This window comes from Streptomyces sp. NPDC055506 (assembly GCF_053643595.1).
This window is the reverse complement of the sequence record NZ_JBSHKH010000068.1, coordinates 1-25,681: the sequence shown is the minus strand read 5'-3', so window position 1 is coordinate 25,681 and position 25,681 is coordinate 1. Positions and strand designations below refer to the sequence as shown.

Sequence of the window (25,681 nt, the reverse complement as noted above, 5' to 3'; positions counted from 1 at the left end):
ATCAGGCGGGCAGCACGACGACGAAGCGCTCCGGCTCCTCGCCCTCGGACTCACTGCGCAGGCCCGCGGCCTTGACCGCGTCGTGCACGACCTTGCGCTCGAACGGCGTCATCGGCTTCATCTTCACGGCCTCACCGCTGCTCTTGGCCTCGGCGGCGGCCTTGGCGCCCAGCTCGGACAGCTCGGAGCGCTTCTGGGCGCGGTATCCCGCGATGTCGAGCATCAGACGGCTGCGGTCGCCGGTCTCCCGGTGCACCGCCAGACGGGTGAGCTCCTGGAGCGCCTCCAGCACCTCGCCGTCACGGCCGACCAGCTTCTGCAGGTCGCGGCCCGAGTCGCTGATGATCGAGACAGAGGCACGGTCGGCCTCGACGTCCATGTCGATGTCGCCGTCGAGGTCGGCGATGTCGAGCAGACCCTCCAGGTAGTCCGCAGCGATCTCGCCTTCCTGCTCCAGGCGGGACAGGGTGTCTGCACCCTCGGCAGCGGCGGAGGTGGTGCCTTCCGTCACGGGATGGACTCCTTCTTACTTCTTGGACGGGGACTTGGGCCGCTGCGGGCCCTTGCGCTGTCCGGACTGGGCCTTGCTGCGGGTACCGCCGGCGGGCTTGGCGCCGCCCTTCTGGGCAGCGGAGGCGGGCTTGGCGTCCTCGGGCTCGTCCGACTTGCTCAGCGACGTCTTGGACTCGGACTCGCCGGCCGCCTTCGTCGCACCACCATGCTGCCGCTGAGACTTGCTCTGGCGCTTGGGCTGCTGGCGCTTCGGGGCAGCCGTGGTCATACCGTCCTCGGTCTCCACAGCGGCCGAGGTGTCGCCCTTGATCACGGTGCCGTCGGCCTGGGCGACGAGTCCGGCCTTGCTGAGGCCGTTGATGAACTTGCGCTCGAACTCGTTGCGGTCGCGTCCCTTGGCGACGATCGCCTTGACGATGGCCCGGTCGCGGCGTCGGCCGACCTTGCTGTGCTGCGCGACGTGCTTCTGCAGGCGCTCCAGGTAGGAGGCCTGGGCCTTGGAACCCGGGGTCGGGTTGTTGCGGATGACGTACATCTGCTGGCCCATGGTCCACACGTTGGTGGTCAGCCAGTAGACGAGGACACCGACGGGGAAGTTGATGCCGAAGACGGCGAACATGACGGGGAAGACGTACATCAGCATCTTCTGCTGCTGCATGAACGGTGTCTTCACCGTGGTGTCGATGTTCTTCGTCATCAGCTGGCGCTGGGTGAAGAACTGCGACGCCGACATCAGGACGATCATGACGGCGGTGACCACGCGGACGTCGGTGAGGGAGGCACCGAGTGCTTCCACCTTCGACGAGCTGTCGGTGAACTTCGCCGCCAGCGGCGCTCCGACGATGTGAGCCTTCTGCGCGCTCTGCAGCAGGCTCTGGTTGATCACACCGATGGTGTCGCCCGTCGCGATGCTGTTGAGCACGTGGTACAGGGCGAAGAAGAACGGCGACTGCGCCAGGATGGGAAGGCACGAGGAGAGCGGGTTGGTGCCCGTCTCCTTGTACAGCTTCATCATCTCTTCGGACTGGCGCTGCTTGTCGTTCTTGTAGCGCTCCTGGATCTTCTTCATCTCGGGCTGCAGCGTCTGCATGGCCCGGGTCGACTTGATCTGCTTCACGAAGAGCGGGATGAGGCAGATACGGATGAGGATCACCAGGGACACGATCGACAGGCCCCAGGCCCACCCGGTGTCAGGGCCGAAGATGGCTCCGTAGACCGAATGGAACTGGACGATGACCCAGGAGACGGGTGTGGTGATGAAGCTGAAGAGGCTGGCAATCGTGTCCACTAATCATGCTCCTTGGGCATGGGACGGTGTCTCTGCGGCCGGGCTCGAAGGACTGGACTGACTTGTGGGAGAAGTCTGTCCCTCGATGGCCGGGTCGGCGGCGGAGGGCCCGCCCTTGCGTGCACGCCACGCGGTACGCAGCATTTCGTGCCACCGCGGGCGCTTACGCGGCGGGACATGGTCCACACCACCCAGCGACCACGGATTGCACCGCAGAATGCGCCAGGCCGTGAGTGCCGTTCCCTTGATGGCACCGTGCCGGTCGATGGCCGTGTAGCCGTAGTGGGAGCACGACGGGTAGTACTTGCAGACCGGCCCGAGCAGCGGACTGATCGTCCACTGGTAGAGCTTGATCAGAGCCAGCAGCGGGTACTTCATCGCGCGCCCCCTCCCAGCAACCGCTGGAGAGCGGCATCCAGGTCTCGGGCCAGCTGTGCTTGGTCGGCGTCGCCCGAACCGGGCAGCGCTCGTACGACTACCAGGCTACCGGGGGGCAGCTGGGCGACTCGCTCGCGCATCAGATGGCGAAGCCTGCGCTTCACTTTGTTGCGCACGACCGCGCCACCCACGGCTTTGCTCACGACGAAACCCGCACGCGTCGGGGGAGCGCTCTCCCCAGGCGCATGCGGGTCCGTGGCACCGCTTCGTAGATGGACGACGAGGTGCGGGCGTCCTGCCCGGCGTCCTCGCCGTACCGCGGTCGCGAAGTCCTCGCGCCGCCTCAGCCGATGCTCGGTAGGCAGCACGACGTCATGACCTGATCGGGATCAGGCGGACAGGCTGGCGCGACCCTTGCTGCGGCGGTTCGCGAGAATCGCGCGGCCGGCACGGGTGCGCATCCGCAGGCGGAAGCCGTGGGTCTTCGCGCGACGACGGTTGTTCGGCTGGAAGGTGCGCTTGCTCACTCGGGGGCTCCAGAAGAAATCGGTAGTTGCGGGGTGCCGTCCTGGCTGTCACCGTGCGCCCACGAGTAGCTCGCAGTGACGCCCGAGTGCACCGCTGACCGATCATCCAAATGATCTGTGCCCATCGGAGGCAGGCGGCAGCAGCCATCGACAACTCGACCTGGTTACGGTACGCGCGGCTACGCCATCCGGTCAAACCAGGAGTCGCCGGGAGACACTTGTCCACAGGCTGGGGACAACAACTTGAACCGTACCGGCCGCGCTGACTACCGTGACGGAACTCCGATTCGTTCCCTTATCCCTGCCCCACCCGATTTACATCCCGAGCCGTCCCAGAACCACACGTTCGTGGGACCTGTGAGAGAGCGTGCCCTGTGGCTGACGTACCTGCCGATCTTGCCGCAGTGTGGCCACGCGTATTGGAGCAGCTCCTCGGGGAGGGTCGCGGTCAGGGGGTCGAGACCAAGGACGAGCACTGGATCCGGCGCTGCCAGCCGCTCGCGCTGGTCGCGGACACCGCTCTGCTCGCCGTACCGAACGAATTCGCGAAGGGCGTACTCGAGGGCCGTCTGGCGCCCATCGTCAGCGAGACGCTGAGCCGCGAGTGCGGCCGCCCGATCCGGATCGCGATCACCGTCGACGACTCCGCGGGTGAGCCCCCGGCCGCGCCGGCGCCCCCTGCCCGCCCTCAGCAGCCGCGCTACGAGGAGCCCGAGCTCCCCGCCGCGCGCCAGGACCGCGACGGATACGAGGGATACGGCCGCCACCGCGCCGACCCGATGCCGGGAGCGGCCGGCGATCAGCTTCCGCCTACGCGCGGAGATCAACTGCCCAACCCGCGCCCCGCGTACCCGTCCGAGTACCAGCGCCCCGAGCCCGGCGCCTGGCCGCGGCCCACGCAGGACGAGTACGGCTGGCAGCAGCAGCGCCTCGGCTTCCCCGAGCGTGACCCGTACGCGTCACCGGCGCAGGACTCCTACGCCTCGCAGGACCAGTACGGCGGTCAGGACCAGTACGGCAGCCCTCAGGACTCGTACAGCGCGCAGGACTCCTACGGGTCCCAGGACTCCTATAAATCCCACGGGCCCCAGGACTCGTACGGATCCCACGGCTCGCAGGACTCCTACGGCTCACACGGTTCACACGGATCCCGTGGCTCCCACGGATCACAGGACTCCTACGGCTCGTCCCCCCAGGACTACCGCCCGCAGTCCATGGAGCGCCCCTCCTACGAGCAGCCGCGCTCCGACTACGACACCTCACGCCCCGAATACGACCAGCGCGACGCGGTCCGCCGGGAGCTGCCCGAGCCGCCGGCCGGTTCGGGGCATGTGCACCGCGGCGGCCCCGTCGGCCCGAACCTGCCGACCACCGGCGCGCCCGGCCCGCTGGCCGCGCAGCCCGCGCCGGCGACCGGCCCCGGTGAGCCCACCGCGCGTCTGAACCCCAAGTACCTCTTCGACACGTTCGTCATCGGCGCCTCCAACCGCTTCGCGCACGCCGCCGCGGTCGCTGTCGCCGAGGCGCCGGCGAAGGCCTACAACCCGTTGTTCATCTACGGGGAGTCCGGGCTCGGCAAGACGCACCTGCTGCACGCGATCGGGCACTACGCCCGCAGCCTCTACCCGGGCACACGGGTGCGGTACGTGAGCTCGGAGGAGTTCACCAACGAGTTCATCAACTCCATCCGCGACGGCAAGGGCGACAGCTTCCGCAAGCGGTACCGCGAGATGGACATCCTGCTCGTCGACGACATCCAGTTCCTGGCGGACAAGGAGTCGACGCAGGAGGAGTTCTTCCACACCTTCAACACGCTCCACAACGCGAACAAGCAGATCGTGCTCTCCAGCGACCGGCCGCCGAAGCAGCTGGTCACGCTGGAGGACCGGCTGCGGAACCGTTTCGAGTGGGGCCTGATCACCGACGTCCAGCCGCCCGAGCTGGAGACGCGTATCGCGATCCTGCGCAAGAAGGCGGTCCAGGAGCAGCTGAACGCGCCCCCGGAGGTGCTGGAGTTCATCGCGTCCCGGATCTCGCGCAACATCCGCGAACTGGAGGGCGCGCTGATCCGGGTCACGGCGTTCGCCTCGCTCAACCGGCAGCCGGTGGATCTGGGCCTGACGGAGATCGTCCTCAAGGACCTCATCCCCGGCGGCGAGGACTCGGCCCCCGAGATCACGTCGACGGCCATCATGAGCGCGACGGCGGACTACTTCGGGCTGACCGTCGAGGACCTCTGCGGCACGTCCCGGGGCCGCGCCCTCGTCACCGCCCGGCAGATCGCCATGTACCTGTGCCGTGAACTGACGGACCTGTCGCTGCCGAAGATCGGCGCGCTGTTCGGCGGCCGCGACCACACGACGGTGATGCACGCGGACCGCAAGATCCGCAATCTGATGGCCGAGCGCCGCTCCATCTACAACCAGGTCACCGAGCTGACCAACCGCATCAAGAACGGCTGACACACCGAGCGACAGGGCCGCCGAGGGCGCTCCCGGAGGAGGTTTCCGGGGGCGCCCTTCGTCATGCCACGGTCTCCGTCGCCATGTCGCGGTCCCCGGCTGTTCGATTACCTGCCGGGTTACGGCCACCCTCCACAGATTCGGTGACTTTTTCCCGTCCACATCCTGGGGACTGGGAAGTTGTCCAGACTGTGTCCACAGAGGCTCCTGCTGAGGGGCCATCAGGCCAGGTCACCTGCTTGTGGATTCGTGGACGAAGGATCTCCACAGACTGTGGACAGCGAGGAGATCCACAGGCTGTGCATCGAGTTTTCCACCGACAACCCACAGGCTGGGGCCAGTTGTCCCCAGCGATCACGCGCTTCTCCACATCGCTGTCCACTGTTCGGCAACACGACGCGCCTCCTCACCGGGTCGAGTGAAAGGCGTCACACAAAGCTGCCGGGTTGGGCTGTGGGAAAGGTGGGTAAAGCTGGGGACGACGCTGGGGAGAAGTCGCCTCTCCCTGTGCACGGTGTGTGCAGAACTTTCCGTTCTCCACAGAGACACCAGGTTGTCCACTGCCGTCACCCACAGGCTCGGTGGACAAAATTTCAGCTCTGAGCTGGGCAAACGCGGTTATCCACGGTATCCACAGGCCCTACTACTACTCCCAACTAGAGAGAGCTGGGAATTCGTTTCGAAGCGGGTCCTGTGCACAACTCGCTCTTCGGTGCCCGACCGCCCCTCGTCACGACTTGACCCCGAGAGGCACCTACTGTCAGTGCCGTGCGTCAGACTGGTCCCCGGTGTCCTCCCCGTCCCGGGGACCGTCGACACCGAGACAGACGACGAGGGCCAGGCAGAGCGAGAAGCGCCGGCAACAGCAGGAGGCGGCAACAGTGAAGATCCGGGTGGAACGCGACGTACTCGCGGAAGCAGTGGCCTGGGCAGCGCGCAGCCTCCCGGCCCGTCCGCCGGCGCCTGTCCTCGCCGGCCTGCTGCTGAAGGCCGAGGAAGGCCAGCTGAGCCTGTCCAGCTTCGACTACGAGGTCTCCGCGCGGGTCTCGGTGGAGACGGAGGTCGAGGAGGAGGGCACGGTTCTGGTCTCCGGCCGCCTGCTGGCCGACATCTGCCGCGCGCTCCCCAACCGGCCGGTGGAGATCTCCACAGACGGTGTACGGGCGACCGTGGTCTGCGGCTCCTCGCGGTTCACACTCCACACCCTGCCTGTGGAGGAGTACCCGGCCCTGCCGCAGATGCCGAACGCGACGGGCACGGTCCCCGGCGAGGTCTTCGCCTCCGCGGCCGCCCAGGTGGCCATCGCGGCCGGCCGTGACGACACCCTGCCCGTCCTCACGGGTGTGCGTATCGAGATCGAGGGCGACACCGTCACGCTGGCGTCCACCGACCGCTACCGCTTCGCGGTCCGCGAGTTCCTGTGGAAGCCGGAGAACCCGGAGGCCTCCGCGGTCGCCCTGGTGCCCGCCAAGACGCTCCTGGACACTGCCAAGGCCCTGACCAGCGGCGACCAGGTGATCCTGGCGCTGTCCGGCGGGGGCTCGGGCGAGGGCCTGATCGGTTTCGAGGGCGCCGGCCGCCGTACCACGACCCGTCTGCTGGAGGGCGACCTCCCGAAGTACCGCTCGCTGTTCCCGACCGAGTTCAACAGCGTCGCCGTGATCGAGACCGCCCCCTTCGTGGAGGCCGTCAAGCGTGTGGCCCTGGTCGCCGAGCGCAACACCCCGGTGCGGCTCAGCTTCGAGCAGGGCGTGCTGATCCTGGAGGCCGGCTCCAGCGACGACGCACAGGCTGTGGAGCGGGTCGACGCCCAGCTCGAGGGCGACGACGTGTCGATCGCCTTCAACCCGACGTTCCTGCTGGACGGCCTGAGCGCGATCGACTCCCCGGTCGCCCAGCTGTCCTTCACGACGTCCACGAAGCCCGCGCTGCTCAGCGGCAAGCCGGCGCTGGACGCCGAGGCGGACGACGCCTACAAGTACCTGATCATGCCGGTGCGGCTCAGCGGCTGAGCCCTTCGGAAGCCGCCTGTGGTTGTCCACAGGCTGGGGGCAAAGCCGCAGGTGAGGGCCTACGACTGAGCGCGTATGCCCACAGATGTGCGCGAGCGTCCGGGTTTAGGCTCGGACGCGGCACGCGAGTGCCGCAACGCCACGTCGGACACCTGTACACCTAAGGAAAACAACTGATGGATCTCGGTCTCGTCGGCCTCGGCAAGATGGGCGGCAACATGCGCGAGCGGATCCGCCGCGCGGGCCACACCGTCCTCGGATACGACCGCAATCCGGATCTCGCCGATGTCCACAGCCTGCAGGAGCTTGTGGGCAAGCTCAGCGGCCCGCGCGTGATCTGGGTGATGGTCCCGGCAGGCGAGGCCACGCAGTCCACGATCGACGAGCTCGCCGACCTGCTGGAGCCCGGTGACGTCGTCGTGGACGGCGGCAACTCCCGCTGGACCGACGACGAGAAGCACGCCGAGGAGCTGGCCGCCAAGGGCATCGGCTTCGTCGACTGCGGTGTCTCCGGCGGTGTCTGGGGCCTGGAGAACGGCTACGCGCTGATGTACGGCGGCGACAAGGAGAACGTCGCCAAGGTGCAGCCGGTCTTCGACGCCCTCAAGCCGGAGGGCGACTTCGGCGCGGTGCACGCGGGCAAGGTCGGCGCCGGCCACTTCGCGAAGATGGTCCACAACGGCATCGAGTACGCGATGATGCAGGCCTACGCCGAGGGCTGGGAACTCCTGGAGAAGGTCGACTCCGTGACCGACGTCCGGGACGTCTTCCGCTCCTGGCAGGAGGGCACGGTCATCCGCTCCTGGCTGCTGGACCTCGCGGTCAACGCGCTCGACGAGGACGAGCACCTGGACGGGCTCCGGGGTTATGCACAGGACTCCGGCGAGGGACGCTGGACTGTGGAGGCCGCGATCGACCACGCGGTGCCGCTGCCGGCGATCACCGCGTCGCTGTTCGCGCGGTTCGCCTCCCGCCAGGAGGACTCGCCTCAGATGAAGATGATCGCGGCGCTGCGGAACCAGTTCGGCGGCCACGCGGTCGAGAAGAAGTAAGCAACAGCCGGAAGCAAGCAGCACCCGAGGGCCTGGGAGGTCGGCGAAACGCCCATGCACGTCACGCATCTGTCGCTGGCCGACTTCCGCTCGTATCCCCGGGTCGAGGTCCCGCTCGATCCGGGGGTGACGGCCTTCGTCGGACCGAACGGGCAGGGCAAGACCAACCTCGTCGAGGCGGTCGGCTATCTCGCCACCCTCGGCAGCCACCGGGTCTCCTCCGACGCTCCCCTGGTCCGCATGGGCGCCGAGCGCGCGATCATCCGGGCCCAGGTCCGGCAGGGCGAGCGGCAGCAGCTGGTCGAGCTGGAGCTGAACCCCGGGCGCGCCAACCGCGCCCGCATCAACAGGTCCTCGCAGGTCAAGCCGCGTGACGTGCTGGGGATCATACGGACGGTCCTTTTCGCGCCCGAGGATCTCGCCCTGGTCAAGGGCGACCCCGGTGAGCGGCGCCGCTTCCTCGACGAGCTGATCACCGCCCGCTCCCCGCGCATGGCCGGGGTCCGCTCCGACTACGACCGGGTCCTCAAGCAGCGCAACACCCTGCTGAAGTCGGCCGCGCTGGCCCGTCGCCACGGCGGCCGCAGCATGGACATGTCCACACTCGACATCTGGGACCAGCACCTCGCGCGCGCGGGCGCCGAGCTGCTCGCCCAGCGCCTGGATCTGATCGCGGCCGTCCAGCCGCTCGCCGACAAGGCGTACGAGCAGCTCGCTCCCGGCGGCGGCCCCATCGCCCTGGAGTACAAGCCGTCCGCGCCGGGCGAGGCGCACACCCGCGAGGACCTCTTCGAACAGCTGATGGCCGCGCTCGCCGAGGCCCGCAAGCAGGAGATCGAGCGGGGCGTCACCCTGGTCGGCCCGCACCGGGACGACCTCCAGCTCAAGCTCGGCCAGCTGCCCGCCAAGGGCTACGCCTCGCACGGCGAGGCCTGGTCCTACGCGCTGGCCCTGCGGCTGGCCTCGTACGACCTGCTGCGTGCCGAGGGCAATGAGCCGGTGCTGGTGCTCGACGACGTCTTCGCCGAGCTGGACACCCGCCGCCGTGAGCGCCTCGCCGAGCTGGTCGCGCCCGGCGAGCAGGTCCTGGTGACGGCCGCGGTCGACGACGACGTACCGCATGTGCTCTCCGGGACGCGGTTCGCCGTGTCCGAGGGGGCGGTGGAGCGCGTATGAGCACACCGGAGCCGAAGAACACCCCCGAGCCCTCCGGCGTCGACCTCGCGCGCGTGGCGCTCCGGGCGGCGAAGGAAGCCGCACGCGCGCGGGGGGACGCGGCTCAGCAGAAGAAGCAGGCGCGGCGCGGCGGGCTGCGCTCCGGCGCGCGCGCCGACGGCCGCGATCCGATGGCGCTCGGCTCGGCGATCAACCGGCTGATCACCGAGCGCGGCTGGGAGGCCCCGGCCGCGGTGGGCGGTGTGATGGGCCGCTGGCCGCAGATCGTAGGCGAGGACGTGGCCAACCACTGTGTCCCGGAGAGGTACGACGAGGACGAGCACGTCCTGGTCGTGCGCTGCGACTCGACGGCCTGGGCGACGAATCTGCGGCTGCTCGCCCCGACCCTGGTCGCCCGCCTCAACGAGGACCTGGGGCACGGCACGGTGCGGCAGATCAAGGTGCTGGGCCCCAGCACCCCCACCCGTCGCTACGGCCCTCTGCGCGCCCCGGGCAGCAGTGGGCCGGGCGATACCTACAGGTGACTTACGTCACGTCTCATCGGGCCGGCGCGGCCCTGTCGCAGCCGTTCCGAGCGCCCTTTTCCGGCACCGCACACGGTTGCGAACAGCGACCTGACTCCGAAGTAGCCAAGGGTTGACGGCCGGAAGCGCTGAGTGGCTCCGTGAGCCTCTTGGAGCCCCCATCCGCATATCGGGAGTCGGGGAAGACCCGTCGAGGGCGGCACATGCGGACTCAGGTACCGGCAAACCCCCATCAGTGTCAGTGCTACCGGTAGACTGGAGCCAATCCCGCCCCACTCGCTGGGGACCGTCCGGGAAAAGCTGAGCAACGCTGATCAAGGCTTACCAACGCAACATGCCGCAGCCGCTCCGGCAACCCGCCGACGAGCCTGGCTCGTGCTGTGCCAGAAAGGGCGCTTCGTGGCCGATTCCGGCAACCCCAACGAGAACATCCCGTCCACCGACGAAGGCGTGAGCAGCGAGGCGATCACCTCCAACGGCGAGGTCACCGCCTCGTACGACGCCAGTGCCATCACCGTCCTCGAGGGTCTGGACGCGGTCCGCAAGCGGCCCGGCATGTACATCGGCTCGACCGGTGAGCGCGGCCTGCACCACCTGGTGCAGGAGGTCGTCGACAACTCCGTCGACGAGGCGCTGGCCGGGCACGCGGACACGATCGACGTGACGATCCTCGCCGACGGCGGTGTACGGGTCGTGGACAACGGCCGTGGCATCCCGGTGGGCATCGTGCCGACCGAGGGCAAGCCGGCCGTCGAGGTCGTGCTGACCGTGCTGCACGCGGGCGGCAAGTTCGGCGGCGGCGGCTACGCGGTCTCCGGTGGTCTGCACGGCGTCGGCGTGTCCGTGGTGAACGCCCTGTCGACCAAGGTCGCCGTCGAGGTCAAGACCGACGGCTACCGCTGGACGCAGGACTACAAATTGGGCGTCCCGACGGCCCCGCTCGCCCAGCACGAGGCCACCGAAGAGCACGGCACCACGGTCACCTTCTGGGCCGACCCGGACATCTTCGAGACCACGAACTACTCCTTCGAGACGCTGTCGAGGCGCTTCCAGGAGATGGCGTTCCTCAACAAGGGTCTGCGGATCAACCTCGCCGACGAGCGCGAGTCGGCGAAGGCCACGGCCGGCGCGGACGAGGCCGGTGAGGACGAGAAGCACGAGGTCAAGGCCGTCTCGTACCACTACGAGGGCGGCATCGTCGACTTCGTGACGTACCTCAACTCCCGCAAGGGAGACGTGGTGCACCCCACTGTGATCGACCTGGAGGCCGAGGACAAGGACAAGCACCTGTCCCTCGAGGTCGCCATGCAGTGGAACGGCGGCTACACCGAGGGTGTGTACTCCTTCGCCAACATCATCCACACGCACGAGGGCGGTACGCACGAAGAGGGCTTCCGGTCCGCGCTGACCTCGCTGATCAACAAGTACGCGCGCGACAAGCGGCTGCTGCGCGAGAAGGACGACAACCTCACCGGTGACGACATCCGCGAGGGTCTGACCGCGATCATCTCGGTCAAGCTGAGCGAGCCCCAGTTCGAGGGCCAGACGAAGACCAAGCTGGGCAACACCGAGGTCAAGACCTTCGTCCAGCGCGTCGTCTACGAGCACCTGGCCGACTGGCTGGACCGCAACCCCAACGAGGCCGCGGACATCATCCGCAAGGGCATCCAGGCGGCCACCGCGCGCGTGGCGGCCCGCAAGGCGCGCGACCTGACGCGCCGCAAGGGCCTGCTGGAGACGGCCTCCCTGCCGGGCAAGCTGAGCGACTGCCAGTCGAACGACCCCACCAAGTGCGAGATCTTCATCGTCGAGGGTGACTCCGCCGGCGGCTCGGCCAAGTCCGGCCGGAACCCCGAGTACCAGGCGATCCTCCCGATCCGAGGCAAGATCCTCAACGTCGAGAAGGCGCGGATCGACAAGATCCTGCAGAACCAGGAGATCCAGGCGCTGATCTCCGCCTTCGGCACCGGGGTCCACGAGGACTTCGACATCGAGAAGCTGCGCTATCACAAGATCATCCTGATGGCGGACGCCGACGTCGACGGCCAGCACATCAACACCCTGCTGCTGACCTTCCTGTTCCGCTTCATGCGGCCGCTGGTCGAGGCCGGGCACGTGTACCTCTCCCGTCCGCCGCTCTACAAGATCAAGTGGGGCAAGGACGACTTCGAGTACGCGTACTCCGACCGCGAGCGCGACGCCCTCATCGAGATGGGCCGCAACGCCGGCAAGCGCATCAAGGACGACTCGGTGCAGCGCTTCAAGGGTCTCGGCGAGATGAACGCCGAGGAACTGCGCATCACGACCATGGACCAGGAGCACCGCGTCCTCGGCCAGGTCACCCTCGACGACGCCGCCCAGGCCGACGACCTGTTCTCGGTCCTCATGGGCGAGGACGTCGAGGCCCGCCGCGCGTTCATCCAGCGCAACGCCAAGGACGTCCGCTTCCTCGACATCTGAGTCGGTCTCAGCTGACCGCACCAGGAAGGACCTTCACCAGCAATGACCGACGAGAACACTCCCGTGACGACGCCCGAGGGTGACGCCCTGGCCATGCGCGTCGAGCCCGTCGGGCTCGAGACGGAGATGCAGCGCTCGTACCTCGACTACGCGATGTCCGTCATCGTCTCGCGTGCGCTGCCGGACGTCCGCGACGGCCTCAAGCCCGTGCACCGCCGTGTGCTGTACGCCATGTACGACGGCGGCTACCGCCCCGAGCGCGGCTTCTACAAGTGCGCCCGCGTCGTCGGCGACGTCATGGGCAACTACCACCCGCACGGCGACTCCTCGATCTACGACGCGCTCGTGCGCCTCGCCCAGCCCTGGTCGATGCGCATGCCGCTCGTCGACTCCAACGGCAACTTCGGCTCTCCGGGCAACGACCCGGCGGCGGCCATGCGCTACACCGAGTGCAAGATGGCGCCGCTGTCGATGGAGATGGTCCGCGACATCGACGAGGAGACCGTCGACTTCACGGACAACTACGACGGCCGCTCCCAGGAGCCGACCGTCCTGCCGGCCCGCTTCCCGAACCTGCTGATCAACGGCTCGGCCGGTATCGCGGTCGGCATGGCGACCAACATCCCGCCGCACAACCTCCGCGAGGTCGCGGCCGGCGCCCAGTGGTACCTGGAGAACCCCGAGGCCTCGCACGAGGACCTCCTGGACGCGCTGCTCGAGCGCATCAAGGGCCCCGACTTCCCGACCGGCGCGCTCGTCGTCGGCCGCAAGGGCATCGAGGAGGCGTACCGCACGGGCCGCGGCTCCATCACCATGCGCGCGGTCATCGAGGTCGAGGAGATCCAGAACCGCCAGTGCCTGGTGGTGACGGAGCTGCCGTACCAGGTCAACCCGGACAACCTCGCGCAGAAGATCGCCGACCTGGTGAAGGACGGCAAGATCGGCGGCATCGCGGACGTCCGTGACGAGACGTCGTCGCGCACGGGCCAGCGCCTGGTCATCGTGCTGAAGCGGGACGCGGTCGCCAAGGTCGTCCTGAACAACCTGTACAAGCACACCGACCTGCAGACCAACTTCGGCGCCAACATGCTGGCGCTGGTGGACGGCGTGCCGCGCACGCTCTCGCTCGACGCGTTCATCCGCCACTGGGTGACGCACCAGATCGAGGTCATCGTCCGCCGTACGCGCTTCAGGCTGCGCAAGGCCGAGGAGCGGGCGCACATCCTGCGCGGTCTGCTGAAGGCCCTGGACGCCATCGACGAGGTCATCGCGCTGATCCGGCGCAGTGACACCGTCGATATCGCGCGCCACGGCCTGATGGACCTCCTGGAGATCGACGAGATCCAGGCCAACGCCATCCTCGAGATGCAGCTGCGCCGGCTCGCCGCCCTGGAGCGCCAGAAGATCGTCCAGGAGCACGACGAGCTCCAGGCGAAGATCAACGAGTACAACGAGATCCTCGCCAGCCCGGTCCGCCAGCGCGGGATCGTCAGCGAGGAGCTGGCCGCGATCGTCGAGAAGTACGGCGACGACCGCCAGACCAAGCTGATCCCGTACGAGGGCGACATGTCCATCGAGGACCTGATCGCCGAGGAGGACATCGTCGTCACGGTCACCCGGGGCGGCTACATCAAGCGCACCAAGACCGACGACTACCGGGCCCAGAAGCGCGGCGGCAAGGGCGTGCGCGGCACGAAGCTCAAGGAAGACGACATCGTCGACCACTTCTTCGTGTCCACCACGCACCACTGGCTGCTGTTCTTCACCAACAAGGGCCGCGTCTACCGCGTCAAGGGCTACGAGCTGCCCGACGCCGGCCGGGACGCACGGGGTCAGCACGTCGCGAACCTGCTCGCCTTCCAGCCGGACGAGGCGATCGCCGAGATCCTGGCGATCCGCGACTACGAGGCGGTTCCCTACCTCGTCCTCGCCACCAAGGCCGGACTGGTGAAGAAGACGCCTCTGAAGGATTACGATTCGCCCCGTTCCGGCGGTGTGATCGCGATCAACCTCCGCGAGCAGGAGGACGGTTCGGACGACGAACTGATCGGAGCCGAGCTGGTCTCGTCGGACGACGATCTGCTTCTGATCAGCAAGAAGGCCCAATCGATCAGGTTCACCGCGTCGGACGAAACCCTGCGCCCCATGGGCCGTGCCACCTCGGGTGTCAAGGGCATGAGCTTCCGCGAGAGTGACGAGCTGCTCTCGATGAATGTTGTTCGACCCGGTACGTTCGTGTTCACTGCCACAGACGGCGGGTACGCGAAGCGGACCAACGTCGACGAGTACCGCGTCCAGGGTCGCGGCGGCCTCGGCATCAAGGCCGCCAAGATCGTCGAGGACCGTGGCTCCCTCGTCGGCGCGCTGGTGGTCGAGGAGACCGACGAGATCCTCGCCATCACGCTGTCGGGCGGTGTGATTCGTACGCGAGTCAACGAGATCAGGGAAACCGGCCGTGACACCATGGGCGTCCAACTGATCAATCTGGGCAAGCGCGATGCCGTCGTCGGCATCGCTCGCAACGCCGAGGCGGGACGCGAGGCGGAAGAGGTCGACGGCGACATCGTCGTCGACGAGACCGCCGAGGGTGCCGTGACCACCGGCACGGACGAGGGTGAGGCGCCCTCGTCCGAGTAGCACGAGGAGTGAGTCAGCGTGAGCGGAGCCACGGGCGCCGGACCGAGCGGTACCTCTTCGGGTACGGACACGGACGACGGCGGCCGTGGCTCCGCCGCGCGTGCGGCGGACCCGCACACGACCAACCTGAAGGCGGTCAAGCCGGCCGCCCAGGACGACTCGCCCTCGCCTGACACGCATGGATCCCAGGGGGGAACTGTGACGGACACCCGAGGTCCGGGGACCCAGCAGCACAGCGCTGGAGCGGGCCCGGCCGCATCCGGCGCCCAGCCACAACCGCAGCCGCAGCCGCAGCCCAAGGGGGCCGCGCGGGACCAGGGCGCCTCGCCTCTGCCGGGGGAACGGCAGGCACAGCAGCAGGCCGGGCCCTACCACCCGCCGCAGGCCTATCCGGCGCAGCAGGCGGCGTCCGGTGCCGGCGCGGGTGCTTCGGCCGGGGCCGTACGGCGCCCCCGCACGGGGGCGCGCACCGTGCCCCGCGTCCGCAAGGCGCGGCTGCGGGTGTCGAAGGCCGACCCCTGGTCGGTGATGAAGGTCAGCTTCCTGCTCTCCATCGCGCTGGGCATCTGCACGATCGTCGCGGCCGCCGTGCTGTGGATGGTCATGGACGCGATGGGCGTCTTCTCGACGGTCGGCGGCACGATCTCGGAGGCGACCGGCTCGAACGAGTCGAACGGCTTCGACCTGCAGGCCTTCCTGTCGCTGCCCAACGTGCTGATGTTCACGTCGGTCATCGCGGTCATCGACGTCGTCCTGGCGACGGCCCTCGCGACCCTCGGCGCGTTCATCTACAACCTGTCCGCGGGCTTCGTCGGCGGTGTGGAGCTGACGCTCGCCGAGGACGAGTGACACGACCCTTTGACATGGATTGACGTTGTCCCGACAACCGATTTTGGGACTGCGCATGTCGTGCGCTAATCTTCAGGAGTCAGCGCGCGGGACACACCCCGCACAGCGCGGCGGGGCTATAGCTCAGTTGGTTAGAGCGCATCCCTGATAAGGATGAGGCCACAGGTTCAAATCCTGTTAGCCCCACCAGCATGATGAACCCCCAACCGGTAGCGGTTGGGGGTTTTTCTGCGTCTCCGTCTTCTTCGTCTCTCCAGGGGGCGGGTGGGGCATGAAGAAGCCCGGCGGCTCTGTCGAGCTGCCGGGCCTGTACGCAGGGTCGCCGTTCGGATGGGATGGTCCGGGGGGTTCAGCGCTGCAGGGGAGCGAGGTAGTCCGTCAGGGGGTCCGACTCCGCGTCGGTCTCCGCGAGCGGGCGGTGGCGGCAGCGGGGGGTCTTGCCGTGGGCCTCGGCCCGGATGCGCTGTTTCATCGTGGGGGGCACGGTTTTCGCCAGGGACACGGGAGACGTCGCCGATGCAGTCCGCTGTCGCGGGATGCGCTCGCTGTTGCGCTCCGGCTCGGTCTGCGCTACCGCCGGGGCGGTGGTCCTGGTGACGAATCCGAGCGTCGTGCACAGCGCCAGGAAGGCGGTGACGATGGCGGTCCACAGCTTCATGACCTGGTTGCGGGCCATGGCCCCTCACTTTCGGGTCGGGCGATTTGCGTACTTTCCTCATGATGTGTATGAGGGTCGCTAAGTGGTGGACCGACGCCCGTGGCGCGGCGATGTTCCGATGAACACCACTCGGATGGACGCAAGAGGGGCGAAAATGTGAGGAGAGAGGAGAAGGAGCCCCAAAGTAACCGTCCGTCGGGATGTGATCACCCTCCGATCGGAGCGGCGGCCTCCGCTTCTATCCCGGTTCCCGGGACGGGAGTTGAGGTCCGACTCAGGTCACCGATCGGTATCGGTCGGTGTGTATAGTCGGGCGCCAGAGGTCCCCTACGTCAACGAAAGACGAGGTCGCGCGGTGAAGAAGCTTCTCCTGGTCGCACTGGCCGCCATCGGCGGGCTCCTCGTGTACCGCCAGATCCAGGCGGATCGCGCCGAGCAGGATCTGTGGACGGAGGCGACTGACTCCGTGCCCACGGGTTCGTGAGTCACGACATCCCAAACCGAGCACACCCCGGCCGCCTCGCGGTCGGGGTTTTGTGTGTCCCGCGGCCGGCCGTACGGGCAGGATGGGCCACGGCTCGCGGATTCTTGGGTGAGGGGTGGCGCGTGAGGGGACGGTGTCGTACGGCGTGGGGGCGTGCGGGCGCGTGGCGCGGTAGTCCGTCGGTTGCCGTGCGCCTGGGGGTCGTGGGGGTGGTGCTGGGGGCGACGGCCGCTGTGGCGCCGGGCCCGGCCGCCCTGGCCGCCGCCGGCGCCTCCGGGGCGGCCGTGACGCCGAGCCCGTACGCCTTCGCCGACGATGCCCGGAGCATCGAGGGAGCGAAGAGCACCGCGGACGCCGAGATCCTGAAGCCCGGCACGGCCTACAAGAGCTCGCTCCCGAGCAGCGGCAAGATCAGCTACAGCATCGAACTCGACGCCGCGTCGAACGCGTACGTGTCCGTCACCGCCGCCCCCTCCCCCGACAGCACCGTCTCCGTCATCGACGGGCTGAGAGTGTCCATGCAGGACGCCGAGGGCAATTCCTGCTCCGTCGACACCGTGAGCTTCGGCGCCGCCCGCAGTCCACACCCGATCGCGGCGTGGGGCACGCGCGAGATCTCGCCCACCAAGTCGCTGTGCCGGAAGGCCGGCACCTATTACGTGTCCGTCGAGCGGGTCGACCCGCGGGGCGAAGGCTCCTCGCCGGACGCCTGGGACCTGGAGCTTCTCGCCATGACGGAGCCGCGGACGGCGAAGGCCGGACCGACCGGCGCGCCCGAGGTGTGGAACTCCGCCTCGCCCCAGCCGCTCCAGGGGAAGGCCGAGCGTCGCCGTGGCGATGCGGGATTCGCCGGGGCGACCCCCCTCGACCAGGGCGTCTGGCGGGACGACATCAGGCCCGGCCAGACGGTCTTCTACGAGGTGCCGGTCGACTGGGGCCGACAGCTCCACGCCACAGCCGAACTGGGCAGCACGGACTCCGGCGGCACCGGCTACACCTCCGGCGCCCTGGACCTGGCCCTCTACAACCCCGCCCGTGGTCACGTCGCCGACGTGAGTGTCGGCTACGACGGCGACCAGAAGTCCGGCAGCCTGCCTCCTCTGCCGCCGGTCGACCACGCCAACCGCAACGCCGCCGTCCCCCAGGTCAGCGCCATGCGCTTCGCCGGCTCCTATTACCTGGTCGCGCACCTCGCGCAGAGCGTGGCCGACAGCTTCGGGGACGGGCCGTTCGCGATGACCCTGCGCGTCCGGGTGAGCGGAGCGGCGAAGAGCGGGCCCGAGTACGCGGGGGAGTCCGAGCCCGCGGGCGTCTTCGAGGTCTCGGAGCAGGAGCGCGAGGCGGCGGCGGAGGGCGTGGCCGGGGGCGACGACACCGCGATGAGGGCGGTCGCCGTCGGCGGGATCGGCACCGGGAGCGCGCTGCTGGTGGGGCTCGGGGTGTGGACCGTGATGGCCCGGCGGAGGAGCGCCGGGTAGCGCCGGGCGGCCCAGCGCGCCGGGACTGACGCCCGCGGCGGGCTCAGATGCGGGTCAGGGCCCAGAAGCCGACGGCGTAGCAGGCCAGGGCGAGAAGCAGGAGCGGGACCGCCACCTTGGCCGGAGGGCCGGGGCGGCGGCGCGGCCGTTCCGCGCGATGCCGTGAGGCTGCCCGGGCGGGCGGTGAGGCCTGAGGGGCCTGCGGGGCCTGGTGCGGGGTCTGGGCGGTGTACGAGGCCGTGGAGGCGTCGGTGCGGTGGTGCGCCGCGGGGGGCAAGGGCTGACCGGGGTGGCCCGCGTGGCCGGAGTACGCCGGGGGGAGCGGCTGGGCGGTGTGCAGCCGGTGAGTGGTGTCGTAGGGGGAGACGGGGGTCTCCGGCTGGTGCGGGGCTTGAGCCTGTGCGTCGTGGGGCCGTCCGTCGGCCGCGGGGGAGGAGCTGCCGGTGGCCTGCGGGGGCGGCAGATGGAAGCTGCCGGTGTCCGACATGGAGGCAGGCTGAGCCTGAGCAGGGGTGACCGGGGCGGCTGACGGATCGCTGTCCTGGCGAGGGTCGGGCTGTACGGCCGGGCCCGGGACCGACCAGCCACGGCCGGTGTCGTCCGACGGTGCCTCGTCCGTCCCCGGGCCGGACCGTTCTTCCCTCCGGCCCAGCCCCCGCGCTCTCTCAAGCGGGCCCTCGGGGGCGAACCCCGGTGGGAGCGGGCCGAGTTGGTCGAAGATCTCGATCAGTTCGTCGTCCGGGCCGGGCTCCGGGAGGAGCTCCGCGGCGGCGGCCAGCGCCTTGCGCGCCCCCGTGGCCGTACGGAACCGTGCCTGCGGGTCCGGCTGCAGCAGCGTGGCCACCACCTGCCACAGCGGCTCCGGAATGCCCTTGGGCGCACCGGGCGTCCCGTGCTCGGCGAAGTACTGGATGAGCGCCTTGCTGTCCGGCTTGGCCCCCTCCAGCAGATACAGCGCGACCAGTCCTACGGCGAACAGGTCGGCGGGGAAGTCGGGTTCGGCGCCCATCAGCTGCTCGGGCGCGAGATAGCCGGGCGTTCCCACGACGAGGTTGGTCTCCGTCAGGCGTGGCTCGCCCAGCCGCATCGCGATGCCGAAGTCGGACAGCCGCAGTCGCGGCCGGCCGGTGCCGGTGGCCTCCAGCAGCACGTTGGCCGGTTTGACGTCACGGTGCACGACGTCCTCCGCGTGCACCGCGGCAAGCCCCGCCAGCAACTGGTCGAGCAGGGTGCAGACGAAGGCCGGCGGGAGAGGGCCGTAGTCCCCGACGAGATGGACCAGGGAACCGCCGCCCACCAGGTCCATGGTGAACAGGACCTTGTCGTCGTCGGCTGCCCAGCTGGAGGGGGCGAGCACATGGGGGTGGTCGATCCGCAGGGCCTGTTCGCGCACGAAGCGCAGCAGCGAGTGCGCGTCGCTCTGGAGCAGGACCTTGGCGGCCACATAGCGACGGCGGCGGTGGTCCCAGGCGCGCCAGACGGCGCCGACCCCTCCGCGTCCGATCGGGTCGACCAGTTCGTACCGGCCGGCGAAGACCTCACCCATGGCTGTACGTCGCTCCTCCCCCTGCGGCTTCCCCCCTTGCTTCCCCCTCGACGAGCGCTACGACTCCTGGACGAGCGCTACGACTCCTCGATGAGTGGTACGACTCCCCCGTTGAGCACTACTCCCCCGTTGAGCGGGAGAACTTGCTCGCGCCGGCTGGTCCCCCGTGCGTGACACGCCCCCGCGTGTCCGCCCGTGCCGTGCGCTGTCCCCCGTGACGCCGGTCAGCGTCCGTCCCCCGTCAGATCACTCCGTCCGGCCGCCGAACCCCCTTCGGTTGCCGGGCGGTGTGATCAGCTCTGGTGCGACTGGTAGTGCGCGACCGCGTCCGAGGTGCGTCCGGCCCCGTACACCCGGAGGAACTCTGCCAGTTCCGGGTGGGTCGGGGCGAGGGTCTCCGCCGCCTCGATGATGTCGCCCGCCGCCGCGACCGAGCGCAGCAGCGACTGGATCTCCCGGACCACGCGCTTGACCGTGGGCGCTCCCGAACTGGTCGTCGTCTGCGTGGTGTTGCTCAGCACCGAGCCCCCCTGTGACTTCTTGATCTCCTCCATGCGCTCAGTGGCCTCGGCCGCGCTCACGCTGCCGTCCGCGACCTGCCCCGCCAGGTCCTGCAGCAGCTGCACGCGCTGCACGACGGCAGGGTTGCCGATCTTCGCCCGCTGCCCGCTCATCAGCTGCGACAGCATCGGTGCGGACAGTCCTAGAACCCCCGCGAGACGAGCCTGGTTGAGACCAAGATCGTCGATCAGCCTACGGAAGAGCGCCCCCAACGGCTCCCCGTACCAGTTCCGCTGCAGTTCCCGCGCTCTTGCGGTGGCTTCCTGCTGTGCGGCGTCCATTGCGTCTCCCCATCGCTTCCCCATGTACGGCGGTTCGCGGTAGCGAACCACGCCGAGCATCTTACGGAGAGTGGTCGGCGACGGGGAGCCCCAATCCTTTTGCGGAATCACGGGGGTGACCCGGTACTCTGGTCTCCGACGCCCGCCGGGACATGCTTCGTCCGGGCGGATGTCCCCTTCCGGGGCCTTAGCTCAGTTGGTAGAGCGCTGTCTTTGCATGGCAGATGTCAGGGGTTCGACTCCCCTAGGCTCCACTTGATCGGGCCCCTCTGATCTGCGGAAACGCGGTCAGAGGGGTCTTTCTCGTGCTACTCGGCGCATCGGGTCAGGCGGTGCTCACGGGCTCGGCCTCGTTCACGTCGTACGTGCCGAGGTGGCGGTTGAAGACGACCCAGGCGATGGAGGTCGCGAGGCCGCAGGACGCGATGACCAGGGCCGTGGTGGGGCTGAGGAACTGGGAGACGGTGCCGCCCACGATCGCGCCGACGGGTTCGAAGCCCAGCGTCGTGAAGCGCATCGCGGAGGTGACCTGGCCGATCATGTGCGTCGGCGTCACCATCTGCTTGATCGTCTCGCTCATGACCAGGTTCACGACGATGGCGAAGCTCCACAGGAACATCCCGGCGGCCACGGCGAGGAACCGCAGGAGGGAGGAGTCCAGCAGTTCGGAGCCGGGGACGAGGAAGGCGCCCACGGTGGGCACGACCAGGGACAGGACGTAGAGCAGCCGGGTCCGCACCTTGCTCATGAACGAGGAAGCGGCCGTCGCGGAGAGCACGCCGCCGAGCCCGCCGGCCGCGCTCGCGAGGCCGACGAGGAGCGGGCTGAAGCCCAACTCCTTGACCACATAGAAGGTGTAGACGGCGAAGAACATCGCGGTGAAGAAGTTGAAGTGGGCCGCGGAGACGATCACCGGTCGCAGCACGGGGTGGGAGAAGGCCCAGGTGAAGCCGGTCAGGGCACCCTTGACCGTCTCCTGCTCCGGCTCTTGCTCCGACTCCTGCTCCGCGGTCTCCTGCTCGGCGTCCTCGTGTGGGGCGTCCCCTTGCGCGGTGGTCTCCTCGCCCGGCTTCGTGTCGCGTCCGGACCCGAGCAGCAGCACCGTGCTCGCGACATAGCTGCAGACGTCGGCGACCAGGGCCAGGGGCGCGCCCAGTGCCTGGACCAGGAGTCCTCCCAGGCCCGGGCCCGCGACCTCGCTGACCGCGGTGCTGCCCTCCATATACGAGTTGATCTTGGGGAGTTGGCGGCGGTCGAAGGTCAGCACCATGTGCGAGGACAGCGCGGAGTCGTACAGCAGGGTGAGGGCGCCGACCAGGAAGACGGTCGTGAAGAGCAGGGGGATGCTCAGCAGGTCCAGCGCGTAGGCCACCGGGATCATCCCGATCAGCAGCAGACGCAGGATGTTCGCCGTCACCATGACCGACCTGCGTGGATAGCGATCGGCGGTCATGCCCACCCACAGCCCCAGGAGCAGCACGGCCAGCGACTCGGCACTGCCGAGCAGGCCCATCTCGAACGCGGAGGCGTCGAGGGTTCCCAGGGCGAGCAGCGGGATGATGACCACGCTGGCCTGGGTACCGAACAGGGACACGGTCTGGGCAGTCCACAGGTTTCTGAAACTGCGGTCTTTGAGCACGTCGGACTCCTGGCGGCACGCCGGTAGATCTGATGAGAACGGTGGCGGACGTCACCGCACGGCCCTGCCGGTGGCGGCCAGAGCCGTGCGGGGATCAACAACCGGCCGCCGGAGGCTCGTTGGGGCGGGCCGTCGTCCGTGAGCGGCCGCTATTTGGCCGTGCCGAAGTGTACGGCGATGGAGTAGCGCACCCAGGACCGCGAGCGGATCCTGCACACGCTGTGGTGGTATCCGGGGTTGATCCGCAGGAGGGCCACGCGTCCCTGCTCGGGCTGCGTGGCCAGGGCGGCTCCGCTGGGGGCCTCCACCACGAGTTCACCGCCGTCGCCCGCTGCCCACCCGGGGGAGAGGAAGAAGACGAGGCCGAAGCGCCGGTCGTCGAAGGTGTCGGAGTGGCGGCGCAGATAGTGGCCGGCCTCGTACTTGGCGATGTCGGCCGAGCGGAAGGAGACCCGCTCGCCGAAGGCCGCCGAGAACGCCTCGGCCACGTCGGCGCTCTTGAGCGCGGAGATGAAGGCACGGATGCCCAGGGCGGTCCGGGGGATGTCGCGCAGACAGCCGCTGCGGGAGAAACGCCGCTCCGGAGGAGCCTCGGCGAATTCCTCCTCGCCGCACGGCTTCACGTTGTCATCGGGGGTGAGCAGCCAGTGCTCCGTGGCCCAGGTCGGCAGGGCGGCCAGCTCGGAGACGAGGGGGTCTGTCATGTCCGCAGGCATCAGGGGCAGGCTGGTGGCCGGAGCGTCGCTTCCCGGCCGCAGCCGGCCGAGTGCTTCCGCCACGGGGGCCGCGGTCAGCATGCCGATCGTCCTGCCGTGGAAGGCGATCGCCGCGTCCCTGCTCATGTGGTCCATGACAGAAGCGGTCTGCGCCGAGTCCTGCATCTTGCCTCTCCTTCGGTCGGTAGGGGGCCACGCCAAGGGATCAGCGGACCCTGGTCACCCGGTTCTCGTCCCACACCGGTTCCTGCGTCTCCACGACCTCGCCGTCGGAGCGGAAGAGGAGGTAGCGGTTGAAGGAGCTCGCGAGCCAGCGGTCGTGGGTGACCACGACGACCGTGCCGTTGAACTCCTCGATGGCCTGCTGCAGCGCCTCGGCCGAGACGAGGTCGAGGTTGTCCGTCGGTTCGTCGAGCAGGAGCAGCGTCGCGCCGCCGAGTTCCAGGAGCAGGATCTGGAACCGGGCCTGTTGTCCTCCGGACAGCGTTTCGAAGCGCTGGTCCGCCGCGGCCGCCAGCTCGTACCGGGAGAGCATGCCGGCGGCGGCCCCGCGGTCCAGGCCCTCGCGGATGCCTTCGCCGCGGCCCATGATCTCCACGAGCGTCTTGCCCGCCCACTCCGGGTGCTGGTGGGTCTGGGTGAAGAAGCCGGGCACGACCCGTGCGCCCAGCCGCCAGGAGCCCGAGTGGTCCACGTCGAGGCCGGCCAGCAGCTTCAGCAGGTGGCTCTTGCCGGAGCCGTTCGACCCCAGTACCGCGACCCGGTCGCCCAGGTAGATCTCCAGGTCGAACGGTTTCATGAGCCCGGTCAGTTCCAGCTGCTCACAGGTGATGACACGGGTTCCGGTACGGCCTCCCGTCAGACGGGGGACCACGCGCTGCTCCTTGGGCAGCTCGGGAGGCCGGCCGGCCTCCTCGTACTTGCGCAGCCGGGTCTGGGCGGCGCGGTAGCGGGGTGCCATGGCGGCGCTGATCTTCGCCTGCTCGCCGAGGGTGTGCACCAGGTCCTTGAGCCGTTCGTGCTCCTCGTCCCACCGGCGGTGCAGCTCGGCCAGCCGCTCGCGCCGGGCCTGGCGGGCTTCCTTCCAACCCGTGAAGGAGCCGCCGTGCACCCAGGTGCTGCGGCCTTCGAGAGCGACGACCTTGGTGGCGACGTTGCCCAGCAGGGCCCGGTCGTGGCTGACCAGCAGCACCGCCTTGTCGGTGGTGCGGAGCTGCTCCTCCAGCCACCGCTTGCCCGGGACGTCCAGGTAGTTGTCCGGCTCGTCGAGGATGAGCACCTGCTCGCGCCCGCGCAGCAGCGCCTCCAGGACGAGGCGCTTCTGCTCGCCGCCGGAGAGGGTGTTGACGTCGCGGAAGCGGGCGCGGTCGAAGGGCATGCCGAGCGCCGCGGTGGTCACGACGTCCCACAGGACCTCGATCTCGTAGCCCCCGGCCTCGCCCCAGGTGCTCAGCGCCTCGGCGTACCGCATCTGCGTGGCCTCGTCGTCGCGTTCCATCAGCTCGAGTTCGAGAGCGTCGATGTCCGCCGCGGCCGTGGCGATCCGCTCGGGGGCGGCGGCCAGCAGCAGATCGCGCACGGTCGACTCATCACGCACCGAACCGATGAACTGCGGCATCATCGCCAGGCCGCCCTGCACTTGGACGGTGCCCGCACGCGGCTTGAGCCGCTTCCCCGCGACGTTGACCAGGGTGCTCTTCCCCGCGCCGTTGTGGCCGATCAGGGCCGCGACCTCCCCGGCCCCCACGGAGAAGCTGACATCTTCGAACAGTGTTCGCCCGTCGGCGAGATTGCACCGGACACTGTTGAATTCAAGGAATCCCATGATTCTGAGCTTCGTTCTCTCGCTTTGGAAGATGCGCTGCATGCGGCGCGGAATTTAACGCTCCGGTTTTAGGTGGTCCGCCCAAAGGGTCCACTACCCCTGCTCGGTGGCCCTTCAATCCCCCGCATCAATACCCCCGTAGCACGGCGTCAAAGACGTTCACGCGTTTCACGGATCCTGCCTGGCCAGATCCCTGAACACAAGGGGAAGGAATGTCCGTGTTGCAGGCATTGCATACGCTTTGCGGTGAAAAATAAATCTGGATGAGAGACGCTTGACAAGCGCCTGTCCAAATGGTGAAGCTTCCTGACGTCAGAGCAATTCAGTTCCGATGCACATGAGGAGCGACAGTGAACGAGAACGTTGCTGAGTCCGCAATTCAGGTTGCCTCGCAGGAGCAGGATGACATCTTCTTCATCGAGGAGATGGACGTGGCCGACGCCGCTCAGGTGATGGTCCACCGCTGTTGACAGTGTGAGTGGGAGTGCGGCCCCGGGAAAACGGGGCCCCCACCCCCCCCCGGGCAACCCGGGTGGGTTACCCAACAGCCCAGAGGGTGTGTTGGGGCCCCAATCCGTGTTTGGCGGGGGAGTTAAAAAAAAAACCCACCCCCCC

General features: G+C 68.7%; 21 protein-coding genes and 2 tRNA genes. 12 read left to right on the top strand and 11 right to left on the bottom strand.

Going from position 1 to position 25,681, the window contains the following annotated elements:
• Nucleotide 1: 1 nt before the first annotated feature.
• Genes ACWIF2_RS24420 through rpmH form a run of 5 tightly spaced genes read right to left on the bottom strand, consistent with a single transcriptional unit; the run spans nucleotide 2 to nucleotide 2,706 of the window.
• The gene (locus tag ACWIF2_RS24420) at nucleotides 2-511 is read right to left on the bottom strand and encodes a Jag family protein (protein WP_184593883.1); all 510 of its coding nucleotides are present in this window, start codon (nucleotides 509-511) and stop codon (nucleotides 2-4) included.
• 15 nt (nucleotides 512-526) lie between these two features.
• Nucleotides 527-1,801 carry a membrane protein insertase YidC gene (gene yidC, locus ACWIF2_RS24415; protein ID WP_454362745.1) on the bottom strand — a complete coding sequence of 425 codons (1,275 nt, stop codon included), beginning with the start codon at nucleotides 1,799-1,801 and terminating at the stop codon, nucleotides 527-529.
• Nucleotides 1,802-1,804: 3 nt separating this feature from the next.
• Nucleotides 1,805-2,179 carry a membrane protein insertion efficiency factor YidD gene (yidD, locus tag ACWIF2_RS24410; protein WP_184593887.1) on the bottom strand — a complete coding sequence of 125 codons (375 nt, stop codon included), beginning with the start codon at nucleotides 2,177-2,179 and terminating at the stop codon, nucleotides 1,805-1,807.
• Entirely contained in the window at nucleotides 2,176-2,547 is a 372-nt protein-coding gene (gene rnpA, locus ACWIF2_RS24405) for a ribonuclease P protein component (protein ID WP_454362744.1), read from the bottom strand. Before rnpA ends, yidD begins: the two co-directional genes overlap by 4 nt.
• Before the next feature lie 21 nt (nucleotides 2,548-2,568).
• Nucleotides 2,569-2,706 carry a 50S ribosomal protein L34 gene (rpmH, locus tag ACWIF2_RS24400; RefSeq protein ID WP_005482975.1) on the bottom strand — a complete coding sequence of 46 codons (138 nt, stop codon included), beginning with the start codon at nucleotides 2,704-2,706 and terminating at the stop codon, nucleotides 2,569-2,571.
• Between the two features lie 374 nt (nucleotides 2,707-3,080).
• Between rpmH and dnaA the strand changes: the two genes are divergently transcribed.
• The 9 genes from dnaA (at nucleotide 3,081) to ACWIF2_RS24355 (ending at nucleotide 16,067) form a co-directional block, all read left to right on the top strand.
• On the top strand, nucleotides 3,081-5,168 hold the full coding sequence (dnaA, locus tag ACWIF2_RS24395; RefSeq protein ID WP_454362743.1) for a chromosomal replication initiator protein DnaA: 2,088 nt from the start codon (nucleotides 3,081-3,083) through the stop codon (nucleotides 5,166-5,168).
• An 881-nt stretch (nucleotides 5,169-6,049) separates the two neighbouring features.
• Entirely contained in the window at nucleotides 6,050-7,180 is a 1,131-nt protein-coding gene (dnaN, locus tag ACWIF2_RS24390; RefSeq protein WP_454362742.1) for a DNA polymerase III subunit beta, read from the top strand.
• A 176-nt stretch (nucleotides 7,181-7,356) separates the two neighbouring features.
• The gene (gnd, locus tag ACWIF2_RS24385) at nucleotides 7,357-8,232 is read left to right on the top strand and encodes a phosphogluconate dehydrogenase (NAD(+)-dependent, decarboxylating) (RefSeq protein ID WP_454362741.1); all 876 of its coding nucleotides are present in this window, start codon (nucleotides 7,357-7,359) and stop codon (nucleotides 8,230-8,232) included.
• Nucleotides 8,233-8,286: 54 nt separating this feature from the next.
• Nucleotides 8,287-9,408, top strand: a complete 1,122-nt coding sequence (gene recF, locus ACWIF2_RS24380; RefSeq protein WP_454362740.1) for a DNA replication/repair protein RecF — start codon at nucleotides 8,287-8,289, stop codon at nucleotides 9,406-9,408.
• Entirely contained in the window at nucleotides 9,405-9,932 is a 528-nt protein-coding gene (locus ACWIF2_RS24375) for a DUF721 domain-containing protein (RefSeq protein WP_454362739.1), read from the top strand. The genes recF and ACWIF2_RS24375 overlap by 4 nt, the downstream gene beginning before the upstream one ends.
• Before the next feature lie 399 nt (nucleotides 9,933-10,331).
• On the top strand, nucleotides 10,332-12,392 hold the full coding sequence (gene gyrB, locus ACWIF2_RS24370) for a DNA topoisomerase (ATP-hydrolyzing) subunit B (protein WP_391104329.1): 2,061 nt from the start codon (nucleotides 10,332-10,334) through the stop codon (nucleotides 12,390-12,392).
• Between the two features lie 42 nt (nucleotides 12,393-12,434).
• A complete protein-coding gene (gene gyrA / locus ACWIF2_RS24365) occupies nucleotides 12,435-15,029 on the top strand; it encodes a DNA gyrase subunit A (RefSeq protein ID WP_454362738.1) in 2,595 nt (864 codons plus the stop codon).
• Between the two features lie 18 nt (nucleotides 15,030-15,047).
• Nucleotides 15,048-15,878: a DUF3566 domain-containing protein gene (locus ACWIF2_RS24360; protein ID WP_454362737.1), complete on the top strand. Its 831-nt coding sequence runs from the start codon at nucleotides 15,048-15,050 to the stop codon at nucleotides 15,876-15,878.
• Nucleotides 15,879-15,990: 112 nt separating this feature from the next.
• A tRNA-Ile gene (locus ACWIF2_RS24355) sits at nucleotides 15,991-16,067 on the top strand.
• Between the two features lie 160 nt (nucleotides 16,068-16,227).
• Here the strand turns inward: ACWIF2_RS24355 and ACWIF2_RS24350 are convergent.
• A complete protein-coding gene (locus tag ACWIF2_RS24350; RefSeq protein WP_454362736.1) occupies nucleotides 16,228-16,554 on the bottom strand; it encodes a DUF6344 domain-containing protein in 327 nt (108 codons plus the stop codon).
• A gap of 337 nt (nucleotides 16,555-16,891) precedes the next feature.
• Here ACWIF2_RS24350 and ACWIF2_RS24345 point away from each other — a divergent pair, with 337 nt between their 5' ends.
• Together ACWIF2_RS24345 and ACWIF2_RS24340 are read left to right on the top strand one after the other, a co-directional pair.
• Nucleotides 16,892-17,020 (top strand): DLW-39 family protein, encoded by a 129-nt coding sequence (locus tag ACWIF2_RS24345; RefSeq protein WP_003999697.1) that lies wholly within the window; start codon nucleotides 16,892-16,894, stop codon nucleotides 17,018-17,020.
• A 188-nt stretch (nucleotides 17,021-17,208) separates the two neighbouring features.
• Complete coding sequence (locus ACWIF2_RS24340) at nucleotides 17,209-18,498, top strand: hypothetical protein (protein WP_454362735.1); 1,290 nt, start codon at nucleotides 17,209-17,211, stop codon at nucleotides 18,496-18,498.
• Nucleotides 18,499-18,541: 43 nt separating this feature from the next.
• Here the strand turns inward: ACWIF2_RS24340 and ACWIF2_RS24335 are convergent, their stop codons facing one another.
• Nucleotides 18,542-20,044 (bottom strand): protein kinase domain-containing protein, encoded by a 1,503-nt coding sequence (locus ACWIF2_RS24335; protein WP_454362734.1) that lies wholly within the window; start codon nucleotides 20,042-20,044, stop codon nucleotides 18,542-18,544.
• A gap of 293 nt (nucleotides 20,045-20,337) precedes the next feature.
• Entirely contained in the window at nucleotides 20,338-20,886 is a 549-nt protein-coding gene (locus ACWIF2_RS24330; protein ID WP_189727172.1) for a helix-turn-helix domain-containing protein, read from the bottom strand.
• 181 nt (nucleotides 20,887-21,067) lie between these two features.
• Between ACWIF2_RS24330 and ACWIF2_RS24325 the strand changes: the two genes are divergently transcribed.
• Nucleotides 21,068-21,140 (top strand) — tRNA-Ala (locus tag ACWIF2_RS24325).
• A 71-nt stretch (nucleotides 21,141-21,211) separates the two neighbouring features.
• Here ACWIF2_RS24325 and ACWIF2_RS24320 read toward each other — a convergent pair.
• The 3 genes from ACWIF2_RS24320 to ACWIF2_RS24310 all read right to left on the bottom strand — a co-directional run bounded on the left by ACWIF2_RS24320 (nucleotide 21,212) and on the right by ACWIF2_RS24310 (nucleotide 25,066).
• Nucleotides 21,212-22,525 (bottom strand): MFS transporter, encoded by a 1,314-nt coding sequence (locus ACWIF2_RS24320; RefSeq protein WP_454362733.1) that lies wholly within the window; start codon nucleotides 22,523-22,525, stop codon nucleotides 21,212-21,214.
• A 149-nt stretch (nucleotides 22,526-22,674) separates the two neighbouring features.
• Nucleotides 22,675-23,406, bottom strand: a complete 732-nt coding sequence (locus tag ACWIF2_RS24315) for a 2OG-Fe(II) oxygenase (RefSeq protein WP_454362732.1) — start codon at nucleotides 23,404-23,406, stop codon at nucleotides 22,675-22,677.
• A gap of 40 nt (nucleotides 23,407-23,446) precedes the next feature.
• Entirely contained in the window at nucleotides 23,447-25,066 is a 1,620-nt protein-coding gene (locus tag ACWIF2_RS24310) for an ABC-F family ATP-binding cassette domain-containing protein (protein ID WP_454362731.1), read from the bottom strand.
• Between the last annotated feature and the right edge of the window lie 615 nt (nucleotides 25,067-25,681).

Coding starts and splice junctions, on each gene's coding strand:
- yidD (WP_184593887.1), bottom strand. CDS start 2,179: ATGAAGTACCCGCTGCTGGCTCTGATCAAGCTCTACCAGTGGACGATC.
- gnd (WP_454362741.1), top strand. CDS start 7,357: ATGGATCTCGGTCTCGTCGGCCTCGGCAAGATGGGCGGCAACATGCGC.
- recF (WP_454362740.1), top strand. CDS start 8,287: ATGCACGTCACGCATCTGTCGCTGGCCGACTTCCGCTCGTATCCCCGG.
- ACWIF2_RS24375 (WP_454362739.1), top strand. CDS start 9,405: ATGAGCACACCGGAGCCGAAGAACACCCCCGAGCCCTCCGGCGTCGAC.
- gyrA (WP_454362738.1), top strand. CDS start 12,435: ATGACCGACGAGAACACTCCCGTGACGACGCCCGAGGGTGACGCCCTG.
- ACWIF2_RS24350 (WP_454362736.1), bottom strand. CDS start 16,554: ATGGCCCGCAACCAGGTCATGAAGCTGTGGACCGCCATCGTCACCGCC.
- ACWIF2_RS24335 (WP_454362734.1), bottom strand. CDS start 20,044: ATGGGTGAGGTCTTCGCCGGCCGGTACGAACTGGTCGACCCGATCGGA.
- ACWIF2_RS24330 (WP_189727172.1), bottom strand. CDS start 20,886: ATGGACGCCGCACAGCAGGAAGCCACCGCAAGAGCGCGGGAACTGCAG.
- ACWIF2_RS24315 (WP_454362732.1), bottom strand. CDS start 23,406: ATGCAGGACTCGGCGCAGACCGCTTCTGTCATGGACCACATGAGCAGG.
- ACWIF2_RS24310 (WP_454362731.1), bottom strand. CDS start 25,066: ATGGGATTCCTTGAATTCAACAGTGTCCGGTGCAATCTCGCCGACGGG.